Here is a 25,594-nt window from a genome sequence, read left to right as displayed (position 1 = left end):
CGTCCGGTCAGTCGCCCTTGTATCGCCTGACATGGCGCAATCGCGAGCAGGCTCGCTCCTACCGATCAACTGCGGGCCATGAACTCTCTTGGGGATTCGCCCATCACTCGGCGGAACATGGCGCTGAAGGCGCTTTGGCTGTCGTAGCCCAGGGCGTGGGCGATGTGACCGATGGGGTGGCCCCGGTCGAGCCGGTCGATGGCGGTGGCCAGGCGGACCTGCTGTACCCAGTGGCGGAAATTCAACCCGGTTTCATGCTGGAAAAGTCGGATCAATGTCCTTGAACTGGCACCGACCCGGTCCGCCCAGTAATCGACCGAATGGGCCTGTTCGGGATTCTCCAGGATGGCGGTGCACACACTGACCAGCCGTCGATCCCGAGGCCATGGGACCTGCAACGGCAATGTCCGCGCACGCTCGAGCTCACTGAGAATCAGTGCCACCACATGAGCATTGCGCCCTTCCTGAGGGTATTCGATCGACTGTTCTGCCAGCGCCAGAATCAGCTCGCGCAGCAACGACGAGATCTCCACCACCTTGCAGCTGTCGCCGAAACGCCCTGCGGCCTCTGGCTCGATGTAGACCGAGCGCATCTGCACCGGGCTGAGCATGCGCTGGTCGTGGACGACCTGCGGTGGAATCCACAACGCCCGCCTGGGCGGCAAAACCCACAACCCGGTCGGCGTCGCCACCCGCATCACGCCACTGGCGGCGTACAGCAATTGCCCGTGCCGATGGCTGTGCGGTTCGTTGTACTGACCGGTGTCCTGGTCGCGCACCAGCACAGTCATCAGCCGTGGCACGTCCTGGTAATCCAGGTAATCCTCGCTGCGCAGGACGCAGTTTGCTCGCTCGGCAACGGTTCGGTCTGCTCGTTTCACTGGCCAAGAGCCCCAAGTCGTGTGTCGTAAACCATCAAAACATGGCCGATCACCAGTTGTCACTTTTGCGACAAAAGATGGCATATGCCGCCTTCCAGCCATGGATAGCCTTGTCTTCGTTCATCCCAACGAGGCCGCCCACATGGCAAACACTCAAAACCATAGCGACTCCCAATACAACATCGCCGCCGTCATCGGCCTGCTGGTGCTGTCCATCGCCTTACGCCCCGCGATCATCTCCGTGGGCCCGATCCTGTTGCTGATCCAGCAGCACTTCCACCTGAGTTACACCCAGGCCGCCCTGCTCACCTCCATCCCCGACGTGTGCATGGGCGTTTTCGCCCTGATGGTGCCCAACCTCACACGGCGCTTCGGTATCGACCGCTGCGTGGTGGTCGCCCTGCTGCTGCTCGGCGTCGCCACCCTGCTGCGGGCCCTGTCGCCCAATGGTTTTTTGCTGCTGGGCAGCACGTTTGCTGCCAGCGTCGGTATCGCCCTTGCCGGGGCCATGACCGGTGGCTGGATCAAGACTCACTTCCCCCACCGCGCCGCTTTGTTCATGGGTATTTACGCCGCGGGGCTGAGCGTGGGTGCCACCCTCGCGGCAGTGTTCAGCGCACCGATTGCCGAATGGGCGCAGAGCTGGCGAGTCAGCGCCGGGGTCTGGAGTGTGTTGAGCCTGACCGCCGTAGCCAGCTGGATCTGGATGACCCGGACCTTCGCCACACCCGCCACCGCCGCTCACGCACGCCCTGCCCTGAGCACTCGCCTGCCCTGGCGCACCCCGCAAGCCTGGTGGGTGGCGTTGAACTTCGGCGCCGGACAGTTCGTGGTCTACGCCCTTTTCGCCTGGATGGCGCCCGCCTCCGCGGAGGCGGCTATATCGACCTGGTCCCCTGGTACGCTGCTCGGCGTCTTCACCGCCGTGTTCGCCGTCGCCAGTGTCAGCGCCGGCCTGATTCCCGGTAAAGCCCATGATCGTCGTGGCTTGCTCGCGTGCTCGACGCTACTGGCGACACTGGGCGTGGCTGGCATGGCATTCTTCGCACAGTCCTTGCCGATTCTGTATGTGGTAGTGGCGGCCATCGGCCTGGGTATGGGGTTTACCCTTGCCATGACCTTGCCGTTGGATAACGCCGGCAACGCCGAGCAAGCGGGCTTGTGGACCGTGTTCATGTTGTTCATCGGTTACCTGGTGGCAGCGCTGGGTCCATTGCTGTTTGGCGCCTTGCGCGACTACAGCGGCCATTTCGGCCCGGCCTACACGATGCTGTTTGCAGTACTGCTGGTAATGCTATGCATCACGCCGCTGCTCAAACCGGCGACGGAGCAGTCACCGCAGGTGTCGGTGGCCTGAAACGCCCGACGCCGTTGAGCACTTGCACAACGGCGTCGGGCAGGCCCGGTCAGGCCAGGTAACCCCCATCGACCGTCAGGCTCGAACCGGTAACAAACGAAGCATCGTCACTGGCCAGATATGCCGCCATACCGGCAATTTCATCGGCACGGCCCAGGCGCCCCAGCGGCACACGACTGATGACGTGTTCCAGATACGGTGCATCGGCCGGGTTCATGTCAGTCGCCGTCGGACCAGGCTGGATGTTGTTGACCGTAATACCCCGCGCGGCGAAGTCCTGGGCCAGGCCCCGGACCAGGCCGATCATCGCGGCCTTGCTCATGCAATAGCCGCTGGAGCCGGGAAAGCCGCTCCGTTCGCCGGCCACGCTGCCGATGGTGATGATTCGGTCGCCGCGCTGCATGACCTTGGCACAGGCCCGGGCAGCAATGTAAGCCGCTCGCACGTTCACCGCGTACAACTCGTCCAGCGCCTCGACAGTGAAGTCATCGACCGTGCCCAGCGCGAGGATGCCTGCGTTGTTCACCAGAATGTTCAACGCACCGAACTTCTGCACGGTGAAGCTGACCGCGTGCTCGATGTCGTCGGCGAACTTGCTGTTGGCCTTGATGGCCAAGGCGGTACCGCCCTCGCCTTCGACGCTGTGCACCAATGCCTCGGCCTTCTCATCGGAAGCCGAGTAGGTGAAGGCGACCCTTGCGCCTTCCCTGGCCAGACGGCGGACGATGGCCGCACCGATGCCCCGCGAGCCCCCGGTCACTAATGCGGTCTTGCCAGTGAAACGTTGTAGATGGGTGGACATATGCAATACCTGCTCTGAAAGGGATACGAATTACCGGGAAGCGGAGGCGGCCTTTTCAATCAACCGGGCAACCGGTTCGGGGTTGGAAACCATCACCACGTGGGACGCCCCACTCACCACTTCTACCCCTTTGGCGCCGGCACGCTTGGCCATGAACGCCATGGCTTGCGGCGGTATGTTCTTGTCCTGGTCGCCGTAGATGAACCACGAAGGCACTTTCTTCCAGGCGGGCGTACCCGCCTTCTCGTTCAACGCCGCATCGGTGACCGGACGTTGGGTGGCAGCCATCAGAGCCGCCTCCGGTGACGGAACGTCTGCGGCAAACTGGTCGTGAAACTTGTCTTGCTGGATGTACAGATCCTTGCCTCCATCGGCCAGGGCAACCGGCGCGGCCAGGGTCGGGCCCAGCGTGCTTCCGGGGAATTTGCCCGCCAGACCGGCAACGGTTTCGCCCGTTTCGGGCGCAAAGGCACTGACATAGACCAGCGCCTTGACGCCCGGATGGCCATTCGCCGCCGCGCTGATCACATTGCCGCCGTAGGAATGGCCGACCAGTACCACAGGTGTCTTGATGCTCGACAGCAACGCCGACACCGACGCGCCATCGCTTTTCACGCTGCGCAACGGGTTGGCGGCAGCGACCACCGTGTAACCATCCTGCTCGAGAATTTTCACCACGCCGTTCCAGCTCGACGCATCGGCAAAGGCACCGTGCACCAGTACTACCGTGGGTTTTTCAGGCTGGGCAAACGCGCTGCCGCAGGCCATCAGGCTGGCGGTGATCGCCAGCGCCGTCATGACTTTTTTCATAGGGTGACTCCTTCAGGTTCAAAAGGCGTATCGGGTGAAGACATAGTCGTGGTTCTGTACACGCGCCTGATGGCAGGCGAAGCAGGTCTGGTGCTGGGCCTCATCGGCCGGTTTGCCGTTGATGAAGCGACCGAATCCCCAGCCGCCGGTGGATGCATATTTCTTCGAGTCCTTGACCATCACCTGAACAGTGGTCGCCGCACCGGGGATGGCAGCGGGCTCGAACTCCGGCGACTGCACGCGTTTCCAGGCCAACTTGACCAGCACCGTGCCGTCAGGAAACGGCAGCGTCGAAGCCTGGTAGGCCTTGATCGCCTTTCCATTGCCGACCACCACGCGCAGCTCATCCAGCGGTGGGGCTTCCAGCGCCGGGGCAATGAACTGCCATTGGCGATAACCGTCGGGCAGCTTCACGCCGTAGATCGGAGACGCATCACCGCTGTCGCCCAGGGCAACGCCGGTGGCTACCAGTGCCGCCGAGGCAATCGCCGCGGACAGCACGGCCATGTGAGTCAGTTTCATCTCGGTTCTCCTGTGCGGCCGATCAAAGATGATCAGCGTCGATCACCGCCTGGGCGAAGGCCTGTGGCGCTTCCTGCGGCAGGTTGTGGCCGACGCCGCCGTCGATCAGGCGATGCTCGTATTGGCCGGTGAAGCGTTTGGCATAAGCCTCGGCGGGTGGATGCGGAGCACCATTGGCGTCGCCTTCCAGGGTGATGGTGGGCACGCTGATGGACGGGGATTGCGCCAGTTTTTTCTCCAACGCGTCATAGCGGGCCTCGCCCTTGATCAGGCCCAGACGCCAGCGGTAATTGAAAATGGAGACGGCGACGTGATCGGGGTTTTGCAGGGCGGCGGCGCTGCGATCGTAGGTCGCGTCGTCGAAGTCCCATTTCGGTGAGGCCAGTTTCCAGATCAGCTTGGCGAAGTCGTGGGTGTTTTTCTCGTAGCCCAGACGGCCGCGCTCGGTCGCAAAGTAAAACTGGTACCACCACTGCAACTCGGCCGCCGGTGGCAGCGGTGCTTTGCCAGCGTCCTGGCTGCCGATGAGGTAACCGCTGACCGCCACCAATGCCTTCACCCGCTCCGGCCACAGGGCGGCGACGATATCCGCCGTGCGCGCGCCCCAGTCATACCCGCCAAAGACCGCCTGCTTGATGTGCAGCGCGTCCATGAAATCGATCACGTCCTTGGCCAACGCGGCGGGCTGGCCATTGCGCACGGTTTTGGCGGACAGGAATTGTGTATCGCCATAACCCCGCGCATAGGGGACCAACACCCGGTAGCCCTTCTCGGCCAAGGCAGGCGCCACGTCAGCGTAGCTGTGTATGTCGTAGGGCCAGCCATGCAACAGAATCACCACGGGCCCGTCAGCTGGGCCGAGCTCGGCGTAGGCGACATCCAGCAGGCCGGCTTTGACATGTTTCAGTGCCCCCAGAGACGTATGCCCGCCCGGCGTCAGCGTGCCGATGGTGCCGGCAGGGACAGCAGCGGCATTGGCGTGTGACGAAGCCATGCCCAACGCCCCGACTTGCAGGAAAGCCACTGCCAGCGCCGTGCAGGCGAAAAAACGCAGATGACGCGAAACCGCTTGAGGATCGATCGAGATGTTCATGCAGAGTCTCCCGTGCGGTGACCACCGGGCCACCGCGTGATGGAATGGATTAAGGAGCCGTCTTCGCCACGGTTTTGTTGACCTCGGCGCGCAGCGGTCGGAACGCGGCGCGCAGCTCTTCGCTGAACAGTTGTGGCTGTTCCCAGGAGGCAAAGTGGCCGCCCTTGCTCACTTCGTTGAAGTAGAAAAGCGTCGGATAAGCTTTCTGCGCCCAGCTTCTGGGTGCGCGATAGATCTCGCCAGGGAACACGGTGATCGCCACCGGTATCTTGATCGAGGCGGTCTTCTGCGCCTCGGCACTGAAGTTATTGTTGTTGTTCTCCCAGTAGAAACGAGAGGACGACGCGCCGGAGTTGGTCAGCCAGTACAGGCTGATGTCGTCAAGCATTTCATCGCGGCTCAGCACGCGCTCCGGCTTGCCGTCGCTGTCGGTCCAGGCGGCGAACTTCTCGTACATCCAGGCCGCCGTACCCGCTGGTGAATCGGCCAACAGGTAACCGATGGTTTGCGGACGGGTGACCATCATTGCGCCGTAGGCGGCATTGCGCCCGAAGAAGGTGCTCAGCGAGTTGAAGGCGTTACGCTCCGGCACGGTCAGCCCGGCCGGGGCCGGATCGCCGCCGAAGATCGGCTTCACCAGCTCCGGTGGGATGGTCGCCGGCATATTGAGGTGGATCCCCAGCAATCCAGGCGGCGCGAGGCGGCCCAGCGCATCGGACACCACCGAACCATGGTCGCCGCCCTGGGACACGTAATGGCTGTAGCCCAGGCGCTTCATCAGCACGTCCCAGGCCTTGGCCACTCGGTCAGGGTTCCAACCCAGTTCAGTGGGTTTTCCGGAAAAACCGTGGCCGGGAATCGACGGGATCACCACGTCAAAGGAGTCTTCAATACGCCCGCCGTACGCAACGGGGTCGGTCAATGGGCCGATGGTCTTAAGGAACTCGAATTGCGAACCTGGCCAACCGTGGGTGAGGATCAGCGGCATGGCATTGGGGTTGCGCGAACGGACGTGAATGAACTGGATGTCGACGCCGTCAATGGTGGTAATGAACTCGGGCAAGGCATTGAGTTTCGCCTCCGCCTTGCGCCAGTCGTAATCGGTGCCCCAGTACTTCACCAACGCTTGCACCGGGTCCAGTTGCACGCCCTGGCTGACGTCCTTGACGAGCTCCTTGTCGGGCCAGCGGGTGTCGGCGATGCGTTTGCGCAGGTCAATCAGTTGCGACTCATCGACATGGATGCGATACGGACGAACGGCCTCCGAAGCAGCGCTGGCCGAAGGGGCGGCAGCCCATGCACCACTACTGCCAGCCAGCAGGGCAAGACCGAGCACATGGAGTCTGGCGGATGACGCCAGGCATCGGTGCCAGGTGAGAACGGACGAAACTGCAAGCATGATCAATCTCCTTTGAGTAAGTGGCCTACAGGCGCAGTGCGAGTTGCCGGATCGAATGACGCGCGCAGGCTCAAGGCCGCGGTTGTTGCGTCAGTCCAGCCCTCGCCAGGCTTGATAAGACCACCCTGATCCCCTTGGGACGATTGCACGTAGGTGTCGGTCGATACCTAAGTATCACTTGCCAGCACGGGCCTTGAATGTTGTCGTCAGCAGCGCGGGAGGCAGGCATTGCCTGCTCGCATGACAATAAGATTCGATGGATGGCGGATGAGTGTGACAACGCTTGCAGAGGGTATGAAGGACACGACCATGGCGCCCACTCGCTGGGCGGTGGTCGGGCTGTGCATGCTGTTCAACCTGGTCGATGGCCTTGACGTCATGGCCATGGCGTTCACCGGTGCCAGCGTGTTGGCGCAGTGGGGTTTGAATGCGATCGAGCTGGGCCTGCTGCTCAGCGCCAGTCTGGTGGGGATGGCAGGCGGTTCAGTGCTCGCCGGGCCCTTCGCTGACCGGCATGGGCGTCGCCCCCTGCTGCTGGTCGCGCTGTCGCTGAGCAGCCTGTGCATGCTGCTGTCGTTTTGGAGTCCGGGCCTGTACCCATTGATGCTGCTGCGCACCCTGACCGGTGTCGGCCTGGGCGCGGTACTGGTGGGCGCCAACGTACTGACCCATGAGCATGCAAGCCTGCACCGGCGAGGCCTGGCCATCGCTCTGCAATCGCTGGCGTTCGCCCTCGGCGTAAGCCTGGGTGGTGGGTTGGCGCATGTGTTCAATGAAGGCCTGGGTTGGCGTTATGTCTTTCTCACGGGGGGACTGTTCACGCTCGCCGCCACCCTCGCCGGCGTACTGTGGCTGCACGAATCCCCCGAGTTCCTGGCGCTGCGCCAGGTGGGGCGCCCCCCGCCACCGTCATCAGCGTGTCTGCCAGCATTCCAGGCCGGTATGCCCTATCGGCAGTTGTTCGTGGCGGGTCAGTGGCGGCAGACGCTGGCCCTGGCATTGGCTTTTTTCCTCGTCATGTTCTGCTTTTACTTCGTGACCAGTTGGACCCCGACGCTGCTGGTGCAGAACGGTTTTTCGCAGAAGGAAGGTGCCGCGGGCGGAATGTTGCTTGGCCTCGGCGGAATGCTCGGTGCCTTGCTGATGGGGCTTGGGGCGCATCGCTTTGGCTGCAGGCGCTTGTTGCTGGGGTTCGTGCTGCTCAACGCCGGGCTGATGGCGTTGATGGTGCCGGCAACGAGCTCGCGGGGCCTGGCGGTGGTCGTCAGTTTCAGTACCGGGCTGTTGCTGTATGGCGCAATCGCCGCGCTGTTCATCCTGGCGCCTCAAGCATTTGCCACGTCCGTGCGCACCCAGGGCGTGGGCCTGGTGCTGGCATTGGGGCGTCTTGGCGCGATTCTGTCGCCGGCCGTCGCGGGCGTGCTGCTGGACGCCCGGTGGAGCCCGCTGGGCCTGTTCAGTTTTTTTGCCGCCAGTCAGTTGCTGGCCGCGTTGCTGATCTGGCGGGGCGCGCGGGTCACTTAAAACGCCAGCTTGTAGCCGATCAGCAACAGCATACTGGCCAGGCAGGGGCGCAGCCAATCGTCGGAAATGCGCCCGGTCAGGTGGCTGCCCAGGTAAATCCCCGGCAGTGAACCGACCAGCAGAAAGCCCAGCACTCCCCAGTCCATGTTGCCCATGCTCGCATGGCCAAGGCCGGCCACCAGGGTCAGCGGCACGGCGTGGGCAATTTCGGTCCCCACCAGGCGGCGTGTTGGCAGCAGCGGATAGAGGATAAACAACGCCACCGTGCCCAAGGCACCGGCGCCGATGGAGGTCAGCGCGACCATGGTGCCGAGGATCAGGCCGGTGATCACGGTCAGCACGTTCAGGCGTTTGCCGCTGGGGTTGTAATGACCACCCGCACGGTTGTGCGCGAAGTCGAGCAAGCGCTTCTTGAAGAAAATCGCCAGTGCGGTAGCGAATAGCACAAAACCCAACGCCTGCTTGATGATCGCGTTCATCGCATCGGGTGAAGTTTGCAGGGTGCTCAGAAACCACAACGTCAGCGCCACCGCCGGCACACTGCCCAGGGTCAGCCAGCCGGTGATGGCCCAGTCGATGTTCTTGTTCTTGCGGTGCACCAGCACGCCGCTGGATTTGGTAATCGCCGCGTACAGCAGGTCAGTACCCACGGCGGTCGCCGGATTGACGCCGAACCACAGCAGGATGGGGGTCATCAACGAACCACCCCCGACGCCGGTCATACCGACGATGAAGCCCACTACCAGACCTGCCACGACCAGGCCGAAATCACCGAATTCCATCAACACGCCCACACCGCAGGAAAAATCTGGCCCGCAGGATAGCGATTTTTCTTATAACCACTTATATCGATGCGATCTATCTTTATTCCACTGTTTGATATCAGCCTGGTTTGCTCTGTGGGAGTGGCGTGTTTATTGGACAGGCAGGAAATTGAGGAACAGCAGGCTCTGTGCGTAATTCAATCCGATCCTGCGATAGCGCTCGTCGAGCATCTGGGTCATCAGGTCCAGGCGGGCGACCATCTTGCCGAACTCGGTGGCGAAACTCAGGTTGCTGCCCTCCTCCGAGATTTCATTTGAGAACAACATGGGCTGGCCGTCGGCAGTCTGCCGCTGGCTGAGAATCCAGGTGGCCTTTTCGATGTTGCGCGCGGCGTTGTTGACGAAGGTCGGGTTGATCGAATCGGTCATATAGAACTCCAGCCGGTTGCCATGGGCCGTCACCAGCATGCTGCCGATGGCGTAGATGAACGCCCCGACCCGATCGCCCAGAAACTCCGGGCTCATGGCGAAACTCAGCGCCGCCAGGTCCTTGCGGCCGCCCAGAGCCGGCAATGGCTGTTGCTGCTCGATGGCCATGCGCACCTGTTTAACCGCCGTGCGCGAATCGAGAAAACCGGACTTCTTCAACTCCTGGGGATTGCGCAGGTACAGCTTGCCCATCAGCAGGTAGAGGCTGTCGAGGTTGTCGCGCATGGCCAGGGTCGCCATGCGGTCGACGCTGGTCTGCAGGAACTCCTGGGGCCGGCCCTCGCGAAACTGGCTGATGATGTCTTTTCCATCCTGATGGCTGCAGCCACTGGTAAACAGCATCGACAGCACGGCGAGCAGCAGGCCAAGACGGCGGGTGGACACAACAGTTGAAGGTGAAACTCGAGCCATGGGTGCTTGGACTTGGGCATGGGCCGGCGGTGGGGATCGCCGCAGGCTGGCCAAGGATAGAGCCGGGAATTTCAAAAAAGTGCAGTGCCGACCATCCTGGCAATGACACTCAAAACTTAATAGTCAGACTTTATTAGCGCAAAGCTCTCAAAACCAGCTATAAAACCCTGCAGGTCGTTTTAAAAATCGACTTCTAGTATGACTACTTATACAAAAACAACAAAAAGGAAGGTTGACCATGCTTCAATCCCGCTATCCCCTGTGCCTCCTTGGACTGTCCATGATGATCGCCACCCTCCCCACTCACGCCGCCGGACTGTCCAGCGACATGAAAACATTCGGCAAGACCGCAGATGGTACGGCCGTTGAGCAATATGTGTTGCGCAACAGCCACGGCATGCAGGCCAGCGTCATTACCTACGGAGCCACCCTGCAAGCGCTTGAAGTGCCGGACAAGAACGGCAAAGTCGCGGACGTGGTGCTCGGCTTCGACGATGTGCAGGGCTATCAGAACGGCAAGGCTTACTTCGGCGCCACCATTGGCCGTTTCGGCAATCGCCTGGCCAACGGTGCCTTCGAGCTCGACGGCAAACGTTATCAGGTGCCGCAAAACGACGGTTCCAACTCACTGCATGGCGGCCCGCTGGGTTTCGACAAGCGTGTCTGGAAAGCCGAACCGGTAAAAACCGGGGACAGCGTGGGTGTCACGCTGACGTACCTGTCGGCGGACGGCGAGATGGGCTTCCCCGGCAACCTCAAGACCGAGGTTACCTACAGCCTCAATGATCGCAACGAACTGCGCATCGACTACAAGGCCTCCACCGATAAACCCACGGTGCTGAATCTGACCAACCACAGCTACTTCAACCTGGCTGGAGCGGGGAACGGCGACATACTGCAACAATTGGCGACGTTACACGCCAGTCACTACACGCCAGTGAATGCAAAGCTGATCCCCACCGGCGAGCTGGCACCGGTGGCCGGCACGCCAATGGATTTCACCCAACCCACCGCCATCGGCAAACATATCAAGGCTGATCACCCTCAACTGAAGTTCGCCGAACCCAAGCAAGGCGGGTTTGATTTCAACTGGGTACTGGACAGCAAGGGCGACGTAGGCAAACTCGCCGCGCAAGTCAGCGACCCGCAGTCCGGACGGCAGTTGCAGCTCTACACCAGCGAACCTGGCGTGCAGTTCTACACCAGCAACTTCCTCGACGGAACGGTCAAGGGCAAGGCAGGCAAGACCTACAACCATTGGAGCGCGTTTACCCTGGAAACTCAGCACTATCCTGACGCCCCCAATCAGCCGAACTTCCCATCCACACGCCTGGATCCAGGCAAGACCTACACCCAGAGTACTGTCCTGAAGTTCTCTGCCCACTAAGCCCGCCTGCCTGTAGTCGCTGCCATGCCGGCGACTACAGGCAAAGGGAACCGCTGAGCTATTCTGGTGCCAACTGGATAACCCATTGTTCACCGGAGGTATTCATGCGAACTCTCGAACTGGCTGGCGTCCAGGTCCCAGTCATTGGCCAGGGCACCTGGCGAATGGGCGAGGATCACGCCCGTCACGCTGAAGAAGTCGCTGCCCTGCGCCAGGGCATCGAGCTGGGCATGACCCTGATCGACACCGCCGAGATGTACGCTGAAGGGGGCGCCGAAGAGGTGGTCGGCGAAGCGATTGCCGGCCGACGCGATCAGGTTTTCCTGGTCAGCAAGGTCTACCCGCACAACGCCAGCCGCCAAGGTATCCCCCAGGCTTGCGAACGCAGCCTGCGCCGTTTGAATACCGATTACATCGACCTGTACTTGCTGCACTGGCGCGGCCAGTATCCGCTAGCAGAGACCGTCGACGCCTTCGAACGCCTGCGCGAGGAAGGCAAGATCGGCCGTTGGGGCGTGTCCAACTTCGACGTCGATGACTTGGCGCAATTGGCCTCGCCGGCCTGTGCCACCAACCAGGTGCTGTACAACCTGGAGGAACGAGGCATCGAATTCGACTTGCTGCCCTGGTGCCAGCAGCACCGGCTGCCCCTGATGGCGTACTGCCCGATCGGCCAGGGCGGCCAAATGCTCGCCCATCCGACGCTCAAGCAGGTGGCCGCTCGTCATGCCGCCACCCCCGCACAGGTAGCGCTGGCGTGGATTGTGCGACACGATGGCGTGATTGCCATCCCCAAGGCGGTTCGCCCTGAACACGTGCGCCTGAACGCACAAGCCGCGCAATTGCAACTTGAAGCCGGGGATCTGGAGGCGCTGGACCACGCGTTTCGCGCGCCACAACGCAAACAGCGACTGGCCATGGTCTGAGCCATCGCGGTTCTGTCGGAGGGCTTCTGATGAGAAGCACCGATCAGCTCGACGCCTTCAACCTGCAGCGCTTTGTCCTGGCGCAGGACCCGGTGATCGAGCGCGTAAAAAACGAACTCGGCGCCGGCCTCAAGCGCAGTCACTGGATGTGGTTCGTCTTTCCGCAACTCTCGGGGCTGGGAGACAGTGAAATGTCCCGGCGCTTTGCCATTCGCTCCGGCGCAGAAGCGTCGGCCTACCTGCAACATGACCTGCTGGGCCCACGCCTGCGCACGTGCACGCAACTGGTGCTGGATATCCCGCAACGCTCGATTGCCCAGGTATTTGGTCATCCGGATAACCTGAAATTCCATTCTTCCATGACCCTGTTCGCCCAGTTTGCCCCGCCGGGAAGCCTGTACCATCAGGCGCTGGAGCGATACTTCCACGGCATCCCGGACGGATGGACGCTGAGCCTGCTGGATTCAAAACAGGCCCAGTTGCCCCCCAATCAGGGTTGAGAAATCGTCGTCGACAAACGGCAGGATCGCATCGGCCACTGGCTGCAGCTGGCGTGTGACGTAGTGGTCGTAGTCGATGGGCGTGCTGCGCACTTCCAGCGGCTCGGGTCCTGCGACGCTGATCACGTAGCTGATCCAGCCACCGTTCTGGTACTGGCGAGGGCGGCCTTGCTGATCGTTATATTCGTCCGCAATGCGCGCCGCGCGAACATGCGGCGGTACGTTGCGTTCGTAATCGTCGAGAGTGCGACGCAGGCGCTTGCGGTAGACGAGTCGATCATCGAACTCGCCCGACAGGGTCTTGCGCACGTACTCACGCACGTAGTCCTGATAGGGCTTGTGGTGAAAGATCAGCGAGTACAGCTCCTGCTGAAACTGGCGGGCCAGGAGCGACCAGTCGGTGCGCACGCTTTCCAGCCCCTTGTAGACCATTTCGTCGCTGCCATCGGCGCGCGTCACCAGCCCGGCATAGCGTTTTTTGCTGCCCTCCTCGGCCCCGCGGATGGTCGGCATCAAAAAGCGCTTGTAGTGGGTTTCGAACTGCAATTCCAGCGCGCTTTGCAACCCGTACTCCTGCTGCACGTGCTCGCGCCACCACTGGTTGACGTGATCGACCAGAGCCTGGCCGATCTGCGCCGCTTCCTGCTGGCCGTGGGCACGGCGCAGCCAGACGAACGTCGAATCGGTGTCGCCGTAGATCACGGTATGGCCCTGGGCTTCGATCAATTGCCGCGTGCGCAACATGATTTCGTGGCCCCGCAGGGTGATCGACGAGGCCAGCCGCGTATCGAAAAAGCGACAGCCGCTTGAGCCGAGCACGCCGTAGAAGGCATTCATGATGATCTTCAGTGCCTGGGACAGCGGCGCGTTGTGCTCGCGCTTGGCGGTTTCGCGGCCCTCGGCGACCCGCGCGACGATGGCCGGCAGGCAATGCCGGGTCCTCGAGAAACGTGCACCGCGAAAACCTGGCACCGATGCACTGTCTTCTGGGTGGCGCAAACCTTCGATCAATCCCACGGGGTCGATGAGAAAGGTACGAATGATCGACGGATACAGGCTTTTGTAGTCGAGCACCAGCACGGACTCGTACAGGCCCGGTTGCGAGTCCATGACAAATCCGCCGGGGCTGGCCTGCGCCGGCTTGCTGCCCACATTCGGCGCGACGAAACCCTGGCGGTGCATCAGCGGCATGTAAAGGTGCGTGAACGCCGCCACCGAGCCGCCGCTGCGATCCGCTGGCAGGCCGGTGACACTGGCCCGCTCCAGGAGAAACGTGAGCAACTGGGTCTTGGCGAAAATCCGCGTGACCAGTTCGCAGTCCTTGAGGTTGTAGGTGGCCAGGGCCGGCTTGTCCTCGGCGAACATGCGGTTGATTTCGTCCATGCGCTGGTACGGCGTGCTGATCGCCTTGCCTTCGCCGAGCAGGGTTTGCGCGACGTTTTCCAGGCTGAACGAAGGGAAGCTCCAGGTGGCCGAGCGCAGGGATTCGATGCCATCGATGATCAACCTTCCGGCGGCCGAGGCGAAGTAATGGTTGCGGCTGCCATGTTCGCGCCACTGCATCTCTTCACCGCCACGCCCCAGCCTCAAAGGCACCGCCAGCCGTCGAGCGTGTTCGTGCAGCACGCGCAGGTCGAACTGCACGACATTCCAACCGATGATGGCGTCCGGGTCGTGGCGGGCAAACCATTCATTGAGCTTTTTCAACAAGGCGGCGCGCGAATCGCAGTACTCGAGCTGGAAATCCACCGCACTGTCGTCGCCATTGGGCGGGCCAAGCATGTACACCTGCCGTTCGCCGCAGCCTTCCAGGGCGATGGAGTACAGCTCGCCTTGCGCGGTGGTCTCGATGTCCAGTGACACCAGCCGCAGGTTTGGGCGGTAATCGGGGTCGGGCTTCATCTGCGCATCGAGCAGCAGGCCGTCGGCATCGGGGGTGCCACCGAAGATGACGGGCGCGGTGATGAACCGCTCCATCATGTAGCGTTCGGGGGGACGCACATCACCCTCGAACATCTCGACGCCCGACTTGCGCAGCGTGGTTTCCAGGCGCATCAATTGCGCGTGCTGCTGGCAGTAGAGGCCGAGCACTGGGCGGTGATCGAAATCCAGCAGGGCCAGGGGTCTGAGCTTGACGTTTTTTTCGTCATGCAGCAGCCGCTCCACCTGCTCACGCTGCTCGGCCGCGATAAACGCCACCGACGGCTGATGAGGCAGGCGAATGCGCCGGGGCCCGCCGTCGGTCGCCAGCCAGAATTCGACTTCGGTGCCGGTCGGGGTATCGCGCCAATGTCGGGTCAGGACGAAGCCCCGCTGTAAATCCACCACTGCAACCTCAGATTTGATTTCCGTGGGCAATTCTACGAAAAAAACCGTCGGATGACGTTTTTTGCGCGTTATCTGCCGCTTTACGTCTTGCTCTCAGCGCTCGGGTCTACGATTCTTCAGGAACAACGCCAATCCCCTGGACAGCCATCATGAAAACCGTCGCCCAACTGCTCAAGTTGAAAGATCAGAAAAACCAGGAAGTTCACCAGATCAAGCCGGACCACATGGTGCTCGAAGCCCTGATGAAGATGGCCGAGAAAAACGTCGGAGCCTTGCTGGTGGTGGAAAACGATGAAGTACTGGGCATCATCAGCGAGCGCGACTACGCGCGCAAACTGGTGTTGCATGGCCGCTCGTCGGTGGGCACGCCGGTGCGCGACATCATGGTCTCGCCCGTCATCACAGTGGACACCAAACAAACCGTAGACACGTGTCTTGGCATCATGTCCGACAAGCGCCTGCGCCACTTGCCCGTGGTGGAAAACGGCAAGCTGATCGGCCTGCTGTCGATCGGCGACCTGGTCAAGGAAGCCATCGCCGAACAGGCTGACCTGATCAAGCAGTTGGAGCAGTACATTCGCGGGGAGTAACTCTCCCTCGCTCCTACAAGGGCACCGTCAACTCCAATGCCGCGCAAACACCGGCGCCAGCGTCGGGTGTCGGTCGATCCGCTCAAGCCAGGCATGAAAGCCCGGCCGCGCGGCGCGCAGATGCTCTCGCGTCCCGGCCCACCGTGTGACGACCGCGGCCAGGACGTCCAACGCACCGGGCGTCTCCTCCCCCAGGTACAACTCACCGGAAAACTGGTCGGCGAACACCTCCCAGCACCAGTGCAGGCGTTGACGCGCACCGGCCACGAGGTTTTCCCGGCTGGAGTGATCCGACGCAATCAACCAGCGCTCCGGGTAATCGATGATGCCGATGGCCGGGTAGCAATTACTGACGATGAACACCAGGCCCCGCAGCGCTTGGTCGCGTTCGGCAGTCACTTTGGGCAGCAGGCTCGACTCGGGAAAGCTCAACCCCAAATGGATCAGGATGGCCGCGCTCTCGGTGAGAATGCTGCCGTCGGGCAATTGCAGGGTCGGAATCTGCTTGAGCGGGTTGAGTTTCTGCAGTTCCAGGGCTGCCTCCATGGACAGCTCGACGTCGATGAACCGATAAGCCACCTCGCACAGCTCCAGGGCGGCCTCGATGGCAGCGGCACCCGAGTTCTTGTGTCCGTAGAGTTGGTACATAAACACCTCCCTTTTGGTGTTCTCTTTGTAGCAGCTGACTACGGCCGTGCCGTGAAAATTCTTTTTTTTGTCCTGCATCCAAAACCCTTTCCGACGGGTAGTACCTGTAGCAGCCCCAATGACTGCATAGCGAATCACTCATGACGGAGAAAATTCATGAATCCCAAACAGCTGATATGCCTTGCCGGTTTGCTCCTTGCCACGCCTGCGGCGTTCGCACAAAGCGCTCTACCTGACAGCATCAAGGTGCCGGACGGCCACAAAGTGGCAATGGAAACTACCGGCGTGGGTGAAATCACCTACGAATGCCGCGACAAGGCCAATGCCGCCGGGCAAACCGAATGGTTCTTCGTCGGCCCCAAGGCAGTCCTCAATGATCGCAGCGGCAAACAGGTCGGCACCTACTTCGGCCCACCCGCCACCTGGCAAGCGCAGGATGGCTCTAAGGTCACCGGCACCCAGTTGGCCGTCGCACCATCCAGCCCCGGCAACCTTCCCTATCAACTGGTCAAGGCCAACCCCGCCGAAGGAAAAGGCGCGATGAGCGGCGTCAGCTACATCCAGCGCGTGGCGCTCAAGGGTGGCGTCCCACCCAGCGCCGAATGCACGGCCGCCAACAAGGGCAAGCAGGAAGTGGTGAAGTACCAGGCGGATTATATTTTCTGGTCGGCGAGCTGAAAGCGCTTTCTGTAGGAGCAGCCGGTCGACGCTCGATCGCTCGCGATGGTAGTCCAGACACCGCGGGCAATCAGACAGCCAGCGTTATCGTTGACGACCATCGCGACGGTTCGACGCCTCGACATGCTCGCTCCTACAGGGTCCTCTGCTAGATTCATGGCATCCGGATTTATTTTGACGGTTGAGCACATTGTCATTGCCCGAACCCATTTTCGACTACGAAGCCCACCTCGCCGCCTGTGCCCGGGGCGAGCGCCAGGCCCTGCGGGCCTTGTATGTGCAGGAAAGCCCGCGTTTGCTCGGCGTGGCCCGCAGGCTGGTGCACGACACGGCGCTGGCCGAGGACATCGTGCATGATGCGTTCCTGAAGATCTGGGCCGGCGCCGCGCGTTTCGACCCGTCGCGCGGGACAGCAAGAGGCTGGATGTTCAGCGTGACGCGACATCTGGCGCTCAATTTCATCCGCGACAACCCGCGTGAAATCCAGGGCGATATCGACACGCACCCCAGCGTTGAAATAGTCGATGCCGAAGTCCACTCATCGCGCATTCATCTGTGCCTGGAACAGCTGGAACCGGCACGGCGCACATGCATCCTGCACGCCTACGTCGACGGTTATTCCCATGCGCAGATTTCACACAAGCTCGGCACACCGCTGGGCACCGTCAAAGCCTGGATCAAACGCAGCCTGATGGCCTTGCGGGAGTGCATGGGATGACCACCCGACCTGTGGATGAAACCCCGGAGGAACTTGACGAGCTCGCCAGTGAATACGTACTGGGTACGCTTTCGGCAGAGCAGCGCACCGAGGTCCAGCGACGCCTGCGCGACGAAACCCGATTGCGCACGGCGGTCGATGGTTGGGAGCGTCGTTTGCTGGGCCTGACTGATCTTGCCGAACCCGAAACACCATCGCCCCAACTGTGGCACCGCATCGAACGCAGCCTCAACGCGTCGAACGTGAAACCGGTCGCGTCCCCAGCGTCCTCCTGGTGGGATCGGCTGGCGCTATGGCGAGGTCTCGCGGGGGCCGGGCTGGCAGCAACACTCGTACTCGGCGCGTTGCTGCTGACGCAAACCACGGTCAAAACGACCTATCTGGTGGTGTTGGTCGCGCCGCAGGACAACGCCCCCGGCTGGGTGATCCAGGCCAGCAATCCCAGGGAGATCCAGCTGATTCCGTTGGGGGTTGCGCAGGTTCCAGAGGACAGGGCGCTGGAGTTCTGGACCAAGGGCGAGGGTTGGCAAGGGCCGGTCTCCCTGGGCCTGGTGAAACCGGGGCAAACCCTGTCGGTGCCGCTGGACAAACTGCCGCCTCTGGAGGCAAACCAGTTGTTCGAGCTAACCCTGGAAAACCGCACGGGCTCGCCGATTGGCAAACCGACAGGGCCGATCCAGGCCATTGGGCGTGCGGTGAAGGTGATTTGACCCACCCGTATCCCACCGCGTAATCATTTGCCCGCTTGTTTCATGCATCGCTGATACCGCTCCTCATCAACCCGCTTGGCGAACCACGCCGTGGTGAGTTTGCGGGTGATTTTCGGGCTTTGCAGTACGATGCCCGGCAACACCGCCCGGGGTAACTGACGACCGTCGGCCTTTTCCGCCAGGTCGAACACCCGCTGATACAGCTCGGTCTCTTCAAAATCCAGGCTCTTGCCCTTCTCCAGTTGATCCCTGATGACCGGGTTGCGCATACCCAGGCGTTTACCCAGGCTTCGTGCGGCCAGTTCGGTGCTGCCGGGCATGATCGAGCCGAAGCGCACCAGGTCGCCATCCAGCGCCAGGGGGATGCCCGAAGCGCGGCTCAACGCATTCTGAAAGGCCGCGTTGCGGCTCGCGTACCAGCCGGCGTTGAAATCGGCAAAGCGGTACAGCGGCTGGGTGTAGTTCACCGGATAACCGAGCAAGTGGGCGATGCCAAAGTACATGCCGCCACGACGGCTGAACACTTCACGGCGAATGGTGCCGTCCACCGGGTACGGATAATTGCGGGCCTGCTGTTCGGCAAACTCGATGCTGACCTGCATCGGCCCGCCGGTGTGCACCGGGTTGAAGCTGCCGAACAGCGTGCGCCCCATGGGCACCATGCCAATGAAATCATCGAAAATCGCACTCAACTCTTTTTCGCTGCGCGCGCTACTCAATCGGTCGCTGTAGGTTTTGCCGTTGCTGGAGCGCACTTGCAACGCAGCACTCACCAAAAGGCCAGGCACGTGGGCCTTGGCGGCGCGACGGTCGATCTCGTCCCGGGCGATCTTGCCCAGGCCCGGCACGGGCGGATCCACCTGGAAGGTGGATTCCTGCTCGGTGACCGCGAGCACCGAACACAGGTTTTGCGTTGAGGTCTCGATGCCCTGGGCAGCGAACGCGGCGTAGATGTCCGTGGCCCAACCCTGGCGATCCACGGTTTTGGCCGGCAGCAGGCGCACGATCTCTGCCCTGACTTCGGCAGGCGGCCGGGGCGCCGTCTGCTGGGGACGCTGCGTGCCGCAACCGGCCAGCACCAGCAGCGCGATGCTACTCAGGATCACTCGATAGACTTGCATGCGGCTCCATCCAATGCGTTGAACCTTGCTCACCATACGATCAATGGCATGGCGCAAGCTATGACTGCAAGTGGTGACCGGCGTTCACGGCCCGGGAAAAACACCCCACCGTGCGCTTTAATGGAGACAGGGGCGTGAAAACGAGGGACCCAGGTATGAACCGCTGCGACGTGCTGGTCGTCGGCGCCGGCCCCACCGGGCTGGTGCTCGCGCTGTGGCTCAGCAAGTTGAAGATTCGCGTACGGATCATTGACAGGACTTCCACCCCTGGCACCACATCGCGGGCACTGGCCGTGCAGGCGCGAACGCTCGAGCTGTACCGGCAACTGGACCTGAGCCACGCGGTGATCAAAGGCGGCCATCGCGTGGCGGCGGCCAACTTCTGGGTCAGGGGCGAACCGGTCACACGCCTGCCGTTAAGTACGGTGGGTGAAGGACTGACGCCCTATGCCTTCCTCGAGATTTTCCCTCAGGACGAGCACGAGAAGCTGCTGATCGAGCGCCTGGAGACGTTCGGTGTGCACGTCGAGCGCAATACCTCGCTTGAGCATTTCGAGGAAACCGGCGACACCCTGACCGCCCGCCTGCGCCTGCCCGACGGTCAGGAGGAAATCTGCCAGGCATGCTATCTCGCCGGTTGTGACGGCGCCCGTTCGATTGTGCGCAAGACCCTGGACACCGGGTTTCCCGGAGGGACTTACCAACAAATTTTCTACGTGGCCGATGTGCAGGCCAAAGGACCGGCCCTCAATGGCGAGTTGCACCTGGACCTGGATGAAGCGGACTTTCTCGCGGTGTTCCCCTTGGCCGGCGAAGGTCGCGCGCGGCTGATCGGCACAGTACGCGATGACCGCGCCGAACACGCCGACACGCTGCAGTTCGAGGACGTCAGCAGCCGGGCCATCGAACATTTGAAAGTGCAGATCGAACGGGTCAACTGGTTTTCCACCTATCGCGTTCACCATCGCGTGGCTGAGCACTTTCGTCGCGGCCGCGCCTTTCTGCTCGGCGACGCTGCCCATGTACACAGTCCGGCGGGCGGCCAGGGCATGAACACCGGGATTGGTGATGCCATTAACCTGGCGTGGAAACTGGCTGCCGTCCTCAATGGCAGCGCCACGCCAGCGCTGCTCGACACCTACGAAACCGAGCGCATCGCGTTCGCACGCAAACTGGTCGCCACCACCGACCGGGTGTTCAGCTTCGTCACCGCCGAAGGGCGTATGGCCGATCTGCTGCGCACGCGCCTGGCGCCGTTTCTGCTGCCCAAAGCGGCCTCTTTCGCTGCCTCCCGCGAGTTCCTGTTTCGGACCGTGTCACAGATCACCGTGAATTATCGCGGCATGCCCTTGAGCACCGGCACCGCCGGACAGGTGCACGGCGGCGATCGGTTGCCCTGGGCGCATGACGGTGAAGGAGATAACTATGAAGCGCTGAAGTGTCTGAACTGGCAGGTGCATGTGTATGGCGACACCAGCGACGAAATGATCGCCTGGTGCAACGAACACCATGTGCCCTTGCACGTGTTCGATTGGCGGCCGGCGTTTGATGCGGCGGGGCTTGGGCGCAATGGCTTTTACCTGCTGCGCCCGGACACCTATGTGGCGATTGCCGAGACCTGTTCGGACCCGAAAGTCATCGAACGATACTTTCGGCAGCACGGGATCCGCCCCTATTTTGCAGATCACTGACACCCTGCATTCCCCGCTCCCACAGGGAGGAATGCGTGTGTGTTTCAGATCCCCGCCAACGCCAGGTCCATCGCGAAGTAAGTGAAGATCAGGTCTGCCCCCGCCCGCTTGATCGCGCCGAGGCTTTCGCGCACCACGCGATCTTCGTCGATGGCCCCGGCCTGGGCGCCGAACTTGATCATCGCGTACTCGCCGCTGACCTGATACGCCGACAGCGGCAGATTCGACGCCTCGCGGATGTCGCGGATGATGTCCAGGTAGGCGCCGGCCGGTTTGACCATCAGTGCGTCGGCGCCTTCCTGCTCGTCCAGCAGCGATTCACGCAGAGCTTCGCGGCGGTTCATCGGGTTCATCTGGTAGCTTTTGCGGTCACCCTTGAGGGCGCTGCCACCGGCTTCACGAAACGGGCCGTAGAGCGCCGAGGCGAATTTGGTCGAGTAAGCCATGATCGCGGTCTGGGTAAAACCGGCGGCGTCCAGGGCCCGGCGGATCGCCTGCACCTGGCCGTCCATGGCGGCCGACGGGGCAATCACATCCGCCCCCGCACGCGCGGCGGCCACGGCTTGTTTGCCGAGGCTGACCAGGGTCTGGTCGTTGTCCACTTCATGGTTATGCATCACGCCGCAATGCCCGTGATCGGTGTATTCACAAAAGCAGGTGTCGGACATGACGATCATCTCCGGCACAGCGTCCTTGGCAATGCGCGACATGCGCGACACCAGTCCGTTCTCGCTCCAGGTGTCGCTGCCGTTGCTGTCCAGATGATGGGATACGCCGAAGGTCATCACCGACTTGATCCCGGCCCGGGCATAACGCTCGATCTCGCCGGCCAGTTTTGATTCCGGAATGCGCATCACACCGGGCATGCTCTTGATTGGCACGAAGTCGTCGATCTCTTCTTCAACGAAAATCGGCAACACCAGGTCATTGAGGCTGAACTCGGTTTCCTGGAACAGACTGCGCAGGCTCGCATTGCGACGCAGACGGCGTGGACGTGCTTCGGGGAACTGGCTGGACATGAACCTTCCTGAGGACAAGACGAAAGTCGTAGGGGGCAAAAGCTTATGCCTGTGGCACCCGGTGGTACAAACCCGTCAGGAGGAAAAACCGTTACTGCTTTGGCAATAATCCACGTTAGCCATGGTATGGAATGGCTCTTTGTGGGAGCGGGCTTGCTCGCGATGACTGTGGCACATCGAACATCCATGTTGCCTGGCACACCGCAATCGCGGGCAAGCCCGCTCCCACAGGCAATTGCAGTGATCTCGGGGGCGGTCAGGAAACCGGTTTAGGGATCTCCAGCCCGCGTACCACCGCTGGCCGTGCCAGGAAGCGCTCGAGCACCCGGGTCACGTTGGGGAAGTTGTGAATGCCCACCAGCTCGCCGGCTTCATAAAACCCGAGCAGGTTGCGCACCCACGGGAAGATGGCGATGTCGGCTATGGTGTAGCGCTCACCCATGATCCAGTAGCGCCCTTGCAGACGGGTGTCGAGGACTTTGAGCAGGCGTTTGCTTTCTTCGACGTAGCGGTCACGTGGACGCTTGTCTTCGTAGTCCTTGCCGGCAAACTTGTTGAAGAAACCGAGCTGGCCGAACATCGGGCCAATGCCCCCCATCTGGAACATCAGCCACTGGATCGTTTCGTAACGCGCGGCGGCATCCTGGGGCAGCAGTTGCCCGCTTTTGTCGGCGAGGTAGATGAGGATCGCCCCGGACTCGAACAGCGCCAGCGGTTTTTCGCCCGGGCCGTGGGGGTCGAGGATCGCCGGGATCTTGTTATTGGGGCTCAGCGAAAGAAACTCGGGAGAAAACTGATCGTTGCTCTCGAAACCCACGCGATGCGGCTCGTAAGGCAAGCCGATCTCTTCGAGCATGATCGACACCTTGACGCCATTGGGGGTTGGCAGCGAGTAGAGCTGAATCCACTCAGGGTATTGCGCCGGCCACTTGCGGGTGATGGGGAACGCAGACAGATCAGTCATCACGGGGATCCACGAAAAGATTGAGAGGGACGATCATAGTGGCAACCGCGCCATTTGACGCATCAATAATGCTGATAGGCAAGATCAGCACAATGCAGGTTTCATCAGCCCCTGCCCCGAGTACCGTGTCCACAATTTCGCAACATCCTGTCGATAACCTCTGCAGCAAGACGTTTGAGGTGGTCGGTACATTGCTGCGCACGCAACCGGCATCGAACCAAATGAGCGTCAGTGGACTCTGAGTCTTACCTTTTTTTGGAAACGGACCGGTTGCACGACATGGAAACCACCTGACGCCAGGAGCGCGGGTGCAAAGGTTTGTCAGCCTTAACCGAATGCGCTGAAGAATCACTCATTCCATGATGAACCCGATCAAATACCTGCAACGCCTCAAGCCTCGTGCCTGGCTCTTGCTACCCTCCCTGCTGGCAGTCAGTGGGCTGTTCCTGTCGCTGGAATCCAGCGAAAGTCGCGCTCAACCGAAGAACGGCACCCAGACGCTGGTGTTCCTGCGCCACGCAGAAAAACCCGAGGGTGGCCTCGGCCAGCTCAACTGCCAGGGCCTGAACCGGGCCATCGACCTGGCGACGCTGCTGCCCGAAAAATTCGGCAAGGCCAATTACGTATTCGCCGCGAACCCGACGCGCAATGTCGAGGAAGGCGAACTGGACAATTCCTACAGCTACATCCGCCCCCTGATGACCATCAGCCCCAGCGCAATCAAACTCGGCCTGCCGGTGAACATCGATTATTCCGCCAACGATACCAATGACCTGGCCAACGAACTGCTGAGCAACAAGTACCACAACTCGGTGATCTACACGGCCTGGTCCCATGGTTACCTGCCCGAACTGATCAACAAGGTCGCGGGCAAGGCCGTGGGCAAAAAGCAGAACATCACCGATGACTGGGAATCCGGCGACTTCGACTCGCTGTATGTGCTGACCCTGACCTGGCATAACGGTAAAGCCAGCTTGCAGAGTCATAGCTACAAACAGGGGTTGGATAATGGACAGCAAACTTGTCCGACTTGAGGTAGCGGGTGCGGATCGGGCCCCATCGCTGGCGAGCCCTTTCCTGCAAGGGACATGATTGATCAGGGCACCAGGATGACCTTGTCACTGCTGCCCTGATTGACCTCGGCATAGCGCGCGAGCCCTTCGGCCAACGGCGCTTCCACCAACCCCTGGGGCAGCGGCAACAGTCCCTCATCGAAGAACTTGCCGAACTGATCGAGCATCGCCGCACAGGCCTGCACGCCGTAGAGCAACGAGTTGATACCCACCACGGAACCGCCCTTGCGGTACAGCGCCAGCGCCGGCATTTGCACCATGCCATCCACCGGTGCGGCGATGATGGCGATTCGGCCGAAGGTAGCCAATGCCGGGACGGAAGCCGGCAGCCAGAAGCCGGTGGAGTCGAAGATCACCTCGGCGCCGCCGCTGAACACCTCATTAACCTGGGCGCCGAGCGCCTCTGGCTGTGCAAGTTGCAGCGTCTGATAACCCTGTTCCTGCAAGGCCTTGACCTGCTCCGGTCGGCGCGCCGCGGCCAGCAGTTTCGCGCCACGCACTTTCGCCAGGGCCAGCGCCGCTGTGGCAACCGCTCCGCCACCGATCACCAGCAACCGGGTGTCCGCCATTACCAGGCTGCGCTCCAGAGCATCCCAGGCGGTGGTGTAAGGCACGCCGAGGCTGGCGGCCTGGGCGAAACTCAGGTGCGAGGGTTTGAGCGCAACGCCGTTGGCCGGCAGTTTGACGAATTGCGCATGGGCGCCGTCAGCGAAAAAGCCCAGTTCACGGCCGGTGCCCCAGACTTCCTGACCGACCAACGCCTGCGGGCCCTGCACCACGATGCCGGCAAAATCACGGCCGGGAATGCGCGGCAGCGTTGTGTATGGGAAACGCCCCAGTACGTTCTTCACATCACTGGGGTTGAGGCCCGCAGCCTTGATCTGTACCAGCACTTCATCGGCGCCGCAAACAGGCGTGGGGACTTCGGCCAGGCGCAGGGCCGAGAGGTCACCGGTTTTATCGAACTGCAATGCTTTCATGAACGTATCCATTGAACAGGAGGAAGGAAATTCAGGAGATCCAGCCAGCGACCAGTTGCCGGCCCATCGGCCACAACTTTTCGCCGGCCAGCATGCCCAGCAGGCCGATCAACGCGATGGCTGGCGGCGCGGGGGAACGAAAATCCAGCGCGCCATAGATCAGGCCGACGCCCAGGCCGATGGCCAGCGAAACGAGGTAACTCATGACA

At 61.7% G+C, this 25,594-nt stretch carries 26 protein-coding genes; 11 read left to right on the top strand and 15 right to left on the bottom strand.

Going from position 1 to position 25,594, the window contains the following annotated elements; translation table 11 throughout:
- Positions 1-65: 65 nt before the first annotated feature.
- Positions 66-881: an AraC family transcriptional regulator gene (locus AB4N33_RS01575; protein ID WP_476456259.1), complete on the bottom strand. Its 816-nt coding sequence runs from the start codon at positions 879-881 to the stop codon at positions 66-68.
- 142 nt (positions 882-1,023) lie between these two features.
- On the opposite strand from AB4N33_RS01575, the gene AB4N33_RS01570 reads away from it, so the two are divergent.
- Complete coding sequence (locus AB4N33_RS01570) at positions 1,024-2,238, top strand: MFS transporter (RefSeq protein WP_476456258.1); 1,215 nt, start codon at positions 1,024-1,026, stop codon at positions 2,236-2,238.
- A gap of 49 nt (positions 2,239-2,287) precedes the next feature.
- Here the strand turns inward: AB4N33_RS01570 and AB4N33_RS01565 are convergent, their stop codons facing one another.
- From AB4N33_RS01565 to AB4N33_RS01545, 5 genes are read right to left on the bottom strand one after another with little or no spacing between them, the layout of a single operon-like run.
- Positions 2,288-3,040, bottom strand: coding sequence for a 3-oxoacyl-ACP reductase family protein (locus tag AB4N33_RS01565; protein ID WP_460122428.1), 753 nt, complete (start codon positions 3,038-3,040; stop codon positions 2,288-2,290).
- 30 nt (positions 3,041-3,070) lie between these two features.
- Positions 3,071-3,850, bottom strand: a complete 780-nt coding sequence (locus tag AB4N33_RS01560; protein WP_476456257.1) for an alpha/beta fold hydrolase — start codon at positions 3,848-3,850, stop codon at positions 3,071-3,073.
- An 18-nt stretch (positions 3,851-3,868) separates the two neighbouring features.
- Positions 3,869-4,372 carry a cytochrome P460 family protein gene (locus AB4N33_RS01555; RefSeq protein WP_476456256.1) on the bottom strand — a complete coding sequence of 168 codons (504 nt, stop codon included), beginning with the start codon at positions 4,370-4,372 and terminating at the stop codon, positions 3,869-3,871.
- Between the two features lie 22 nt (positions 4,373-4,394).
- Positions 4,395-5,465, bottom strand: coding sequence for an alpha/beta fold hydrolase (locus tag AB4N33_RS01550; RefSeq protein ID WP_460122423.1), 1,071 nt, complete (start codon positions 5,463-5,465; stop codon positions 4,395-4,397).
- A 49-nt stretch (positions 5,466-5,514) separates the two neighbouring features.
- On the bottom strand, positions 5,515-6,864 hold the full coding sequence (locus AB4N33_RS01545; protein WP_476456255.1) for an epoxide hydrolase family protein: 1,350 nt from the start codon (positions 6,862-6,864) through the stop codon (positions 5,515-5,517).
- A gap of 309 nt (positions 6,865-7,173) precedes the next feature.
- Between AB4N33_RS01545 and AB4N33_RS01540 the strand changes: the two genes are divergently transcribed.
- A complete protein-coding gene (locus tag AB4N33_RS01540; RefSeq protein WP_476456254.1) occupies positions 7,174-8,388 on the top strand; it encodes an MFS transporter in 1,215 nt (404 codons plus the stop codon).
- Here AB4N33_RS01540 and AB4N33_RS01535 read toward each other — a convergent pair.
- Positions 8,385-9,170 carry a sulfite exporter TauE/SafE family protein gene (locus AB4N33_RS01535; RefSeq protein WP_476456253.1) on the bottom strand — a complete coding sequence of 262 codons (786 nt, stop codon included), beginning with the start codon at positions 9,168-9,170 and terminating at the stop codon, positions 8,385-8,387. The genes AB4N33_RS01540 and AB4N33_RS01535 overlap by 4 nt on opposite strands.
- A 132-nt stretch (positions 9,171-9,302) precedes the next feature.
- Positions 9,303-10,052 (bottom strand): hypothetical protein, encoded by a 750-nt coding sequence (locus tag AB4N33_RS01530; protein WP_460141231.1) that lies wholly within the window; start codon positions 10,050-10,052, stop codon positions 9,303-9,305.
- A 238-nt stretch (positions 10,053-10,290) separates the two neighbouring features.
- On the opposite strand from AB4N33_RS01530, the gene AB4N33_RS01525 reads away from it, so the two are divergent.
- From AB4N33_RS01525 to AB4N33_RS01515, 3 genes are all read left to right on the top strand, one after another.
- Complete coding sequence (locus AB4N33_RS01525; protein WP_476456252.1) at positions 10,291-11,439, top strand: aldose epimerase family protein; 1,149 nt, start codon at positions 10,291-10,293, stop codon at positions 11,437-11,439.
- Between the two features lie 104 nt (positions 11,440-11,543).
- Positions 11,544-12,365 carry an aldo/keto reductase gene (locus tag AB4N33_RS01520; protein ID WP_476456251.1) on the top strand — a complete coding sequence of 274 codons (822 nt, stop codon included), beginning with the start codon at positions 11,544-11,546 and terminating at the stop codon, positions 12,363-12,365.
- 29 nt (positions 12,366-12,394) lie between these two features.
- Positions 12,395-12,865: a DUF1810 domain-containing protein gene (locus AB4N33_RS01515; protein WP_460141229.1), complete on the top strand. Its 471-nt coding sequence runs from the start codon at positions 12,395-12,397 to the stop codon at positions 12,863-12,865.
- Here AB4N33_RS01515 and AB4N33_RS01510 read toward each other — a convergent pair.
- Positions 12,830-15,190: a DNA polymerase II gene (locus tag AB4N33_RS01510; RefSeq protein WP_476456250.1), complete on the bottom strand. Its 2,361-nt coding sequence runs from the start codon at positions 15,188-15,190 to the stop codon at positions 12,830-12,832. The two genes, AB4N33_RS01515 and AB4N33_RS01510, sit on opposite strands and share 36 nt — an antisense overlap.
- Before the next feature lie 152 nt (positions 15,191-15,342).
- Between AB4N33_RS01510 and AB4N33_RS01505 the strand changes: the two genes are divergently transcribed.
- Positions 15,343-15,783: a CBS domain-containing protein gene (locus tag AB4N33_RS01505; protein ID WP_460141227.1), complete on the top strand. Its 441-nt coding sequence runs from the start codon at positions 15,343-15,345 to the stop codon at positions 15,781-15,783.
- A 27-nt stretch (positions 15,784-15,810) separates the two neighbouring features.
- Here the strand turns inward: AB4N33_RS01505 and AB4N33_RS01500 are convergent, their stop codons facing one another.
- Positions 15,811-16,431, bottom strand: a complete 621-nt coding sequence (locus tag AB4N33_RS01500) for a glutathione S-transferase (RefSeq protein ID WP_460122403.1) — start codon at positions 16,429-16,431, stop codon at positions 15,811-15,813.
- A 156-nt stretch (positions 16,432-16,587) separates the two neighbouring features.
- Between AB4N33_RS01500 and AB4N33_RS01495 the strand changes: the two genes are divergently transcribed.
- The 3 genes from AB4N33_RS01495 (at position 16,588) to AB4N33_RS01485 (ending at position 18,537) form a co-directional block, all read left to right on the top strand.
- Positions 16,588-17,109: a DUF3455 domain-containing protein gene (locus AB4N33_RS01495; RefSeq protein WP_476456249.1), complete on the top strand. Its 522-nt coding sequence runs from the start codon at positions 16,588-16,590 to the stop codon at positions 17,107-17,109.
- 190 nt (positions 17,110-17,299) lie between these two features.
- Positions 17,300-17,827: a sigma-70 family RNA polymerase sigma factor gene (locus AB4N33_RS01490; protein WP_460126602.1), complete on the top strand. Its 528-nt coding sequence runs from the start codon at positions 17,300-17,302 to the stop codon at positions 17,825-17,827.
- Complete coding sequence (locus AB4N33_RS01485) at positions 17,824-18,537, top strand: anti-sigma factor (protein WP_476456248.1); 714 nt, start codon at positions 17,824-17,826, stop codon at positions 18,535-18,537. Before AB4N33_RS01490 ends, AB4N33_RS01485 begins: the two co-directional genes overlap by 4 nt.
- 23 nt (positions 18,538-18,560) lie before the next feature.
- Here AB4N33_RS01485 and AB4N33_RS01480 read toward each other — a convergent pair whose 3' ends face one another.
- A complete protein-coding gene (locus AB4N33_RS01480) occupies positions 18,561-19,658 on the bottom strand; it encodes a DUF1615 domain-containing protein (protein ID WP_476456247.1) in 1,098 nt (365 codons plus the stop codon).
- Between the two features lie 155 nt (positions 19,659-19,813).
- Between AB4N33_RS01480 and AB4N33_RS01475 the strand changes: the two genes are divergently transcribed.
- Positions 19,814-21,349 carry an FAD-dependent monooxygenase gene (locus tag AB4N33_RS01475; RefSeq protein ID WP_476456246.1) on the top strand — a complete coding sequence of 512 codons (1,536 nt, stop codon included), beginning with the start codon at positions 19,814-19,816 and terminating at the stop codon, positions 21,347-21,349.
- 44 nt (positions 21,350-21,393) lie between these two features.
- Here AB4N33_RS01475 and hemB read toward each other — a convergent pair whose 3' ends face one another.
- Together hemB and AB4N33_RS01465 are read right to left on the bottom strand one after the other, a co-directional pair.
- A complete protein-coding gene (gene hemB / locus AB4N33_RS01470) occupies positions 21,394-22,368 on the bottom strand; it encodes a porphobilinogen synthase (protein WP_476456245.1) in 975 nt (324 codons plus the stop codon).
- 256 nt (positions 22,369-22,624) lie between these two features.
- Positions 22,625-23,332, bottom strand: a complete 708-nt coding sequence (locus AB4N33_RS01465; RefSeq protein WP_476456244.1) for a glutathione binding-like protein — start codon at positions 23,330-23,332, stop codon at positions 22,625-22,627.
- A gap of 359 nt (positions 23,333-23,691) precedes the next feature.
- On the opposite strand from AB4N33_RS01465, the gene AB4N33_RS01460 reads away from it, so the two are divergent.
- Positions 23,692-24,366, top strand: a complete 675-nt coding sequence (locus tag AB4N33_RS01460) for a histidine phosphatase family protein (protein ID WP_476456243.1) — start codon at positions 23,692-23,694, stop codon at positions 24,364-24,366.
- Between the two features lie 62 nt (positions 24,367-24,428).
- Here AB4N33_RS01460 and AB4N33_RS01455 read toward each other — a convergent pair whose 3' ends face one another.
- Positions 24,429-25,385: a quinone oxidoreductase family protein gene (locus tag AB4N33_RS01455; RefSeq protein ID WP_476456242.1), complete on the bottom strand. Its 957-nt coding sequence runs from the start codon at positions 25,383-25,385 to the stop codon at positions 24,429-24,431.
- A 31-nt stretch (positions 25,386-25,416) separates the two neighbouring features.
- Positions 25,417-25,590: a DUF1427 family protein gene (locus AB4N33_RS01450; protein ID WP_460122387.1), complete on the bottom strand. Its 174-nt coding sequence runs from the start codon at positions 25,588-25,590 to the stop codon at positions 25,417-25,419.
- Positions 25,591-25,594: the final 4 nt, after the last annotated feature.

The sequence above is a fragment of the Pseudomonas sp. S1_E05 genome (assembly GCF_056337105.1).
The sequence above is the reverse complement of the archived record's forward strand: the minus strand, read 5'-3'. Positions and strand labels throughout refer to the sequence as shown.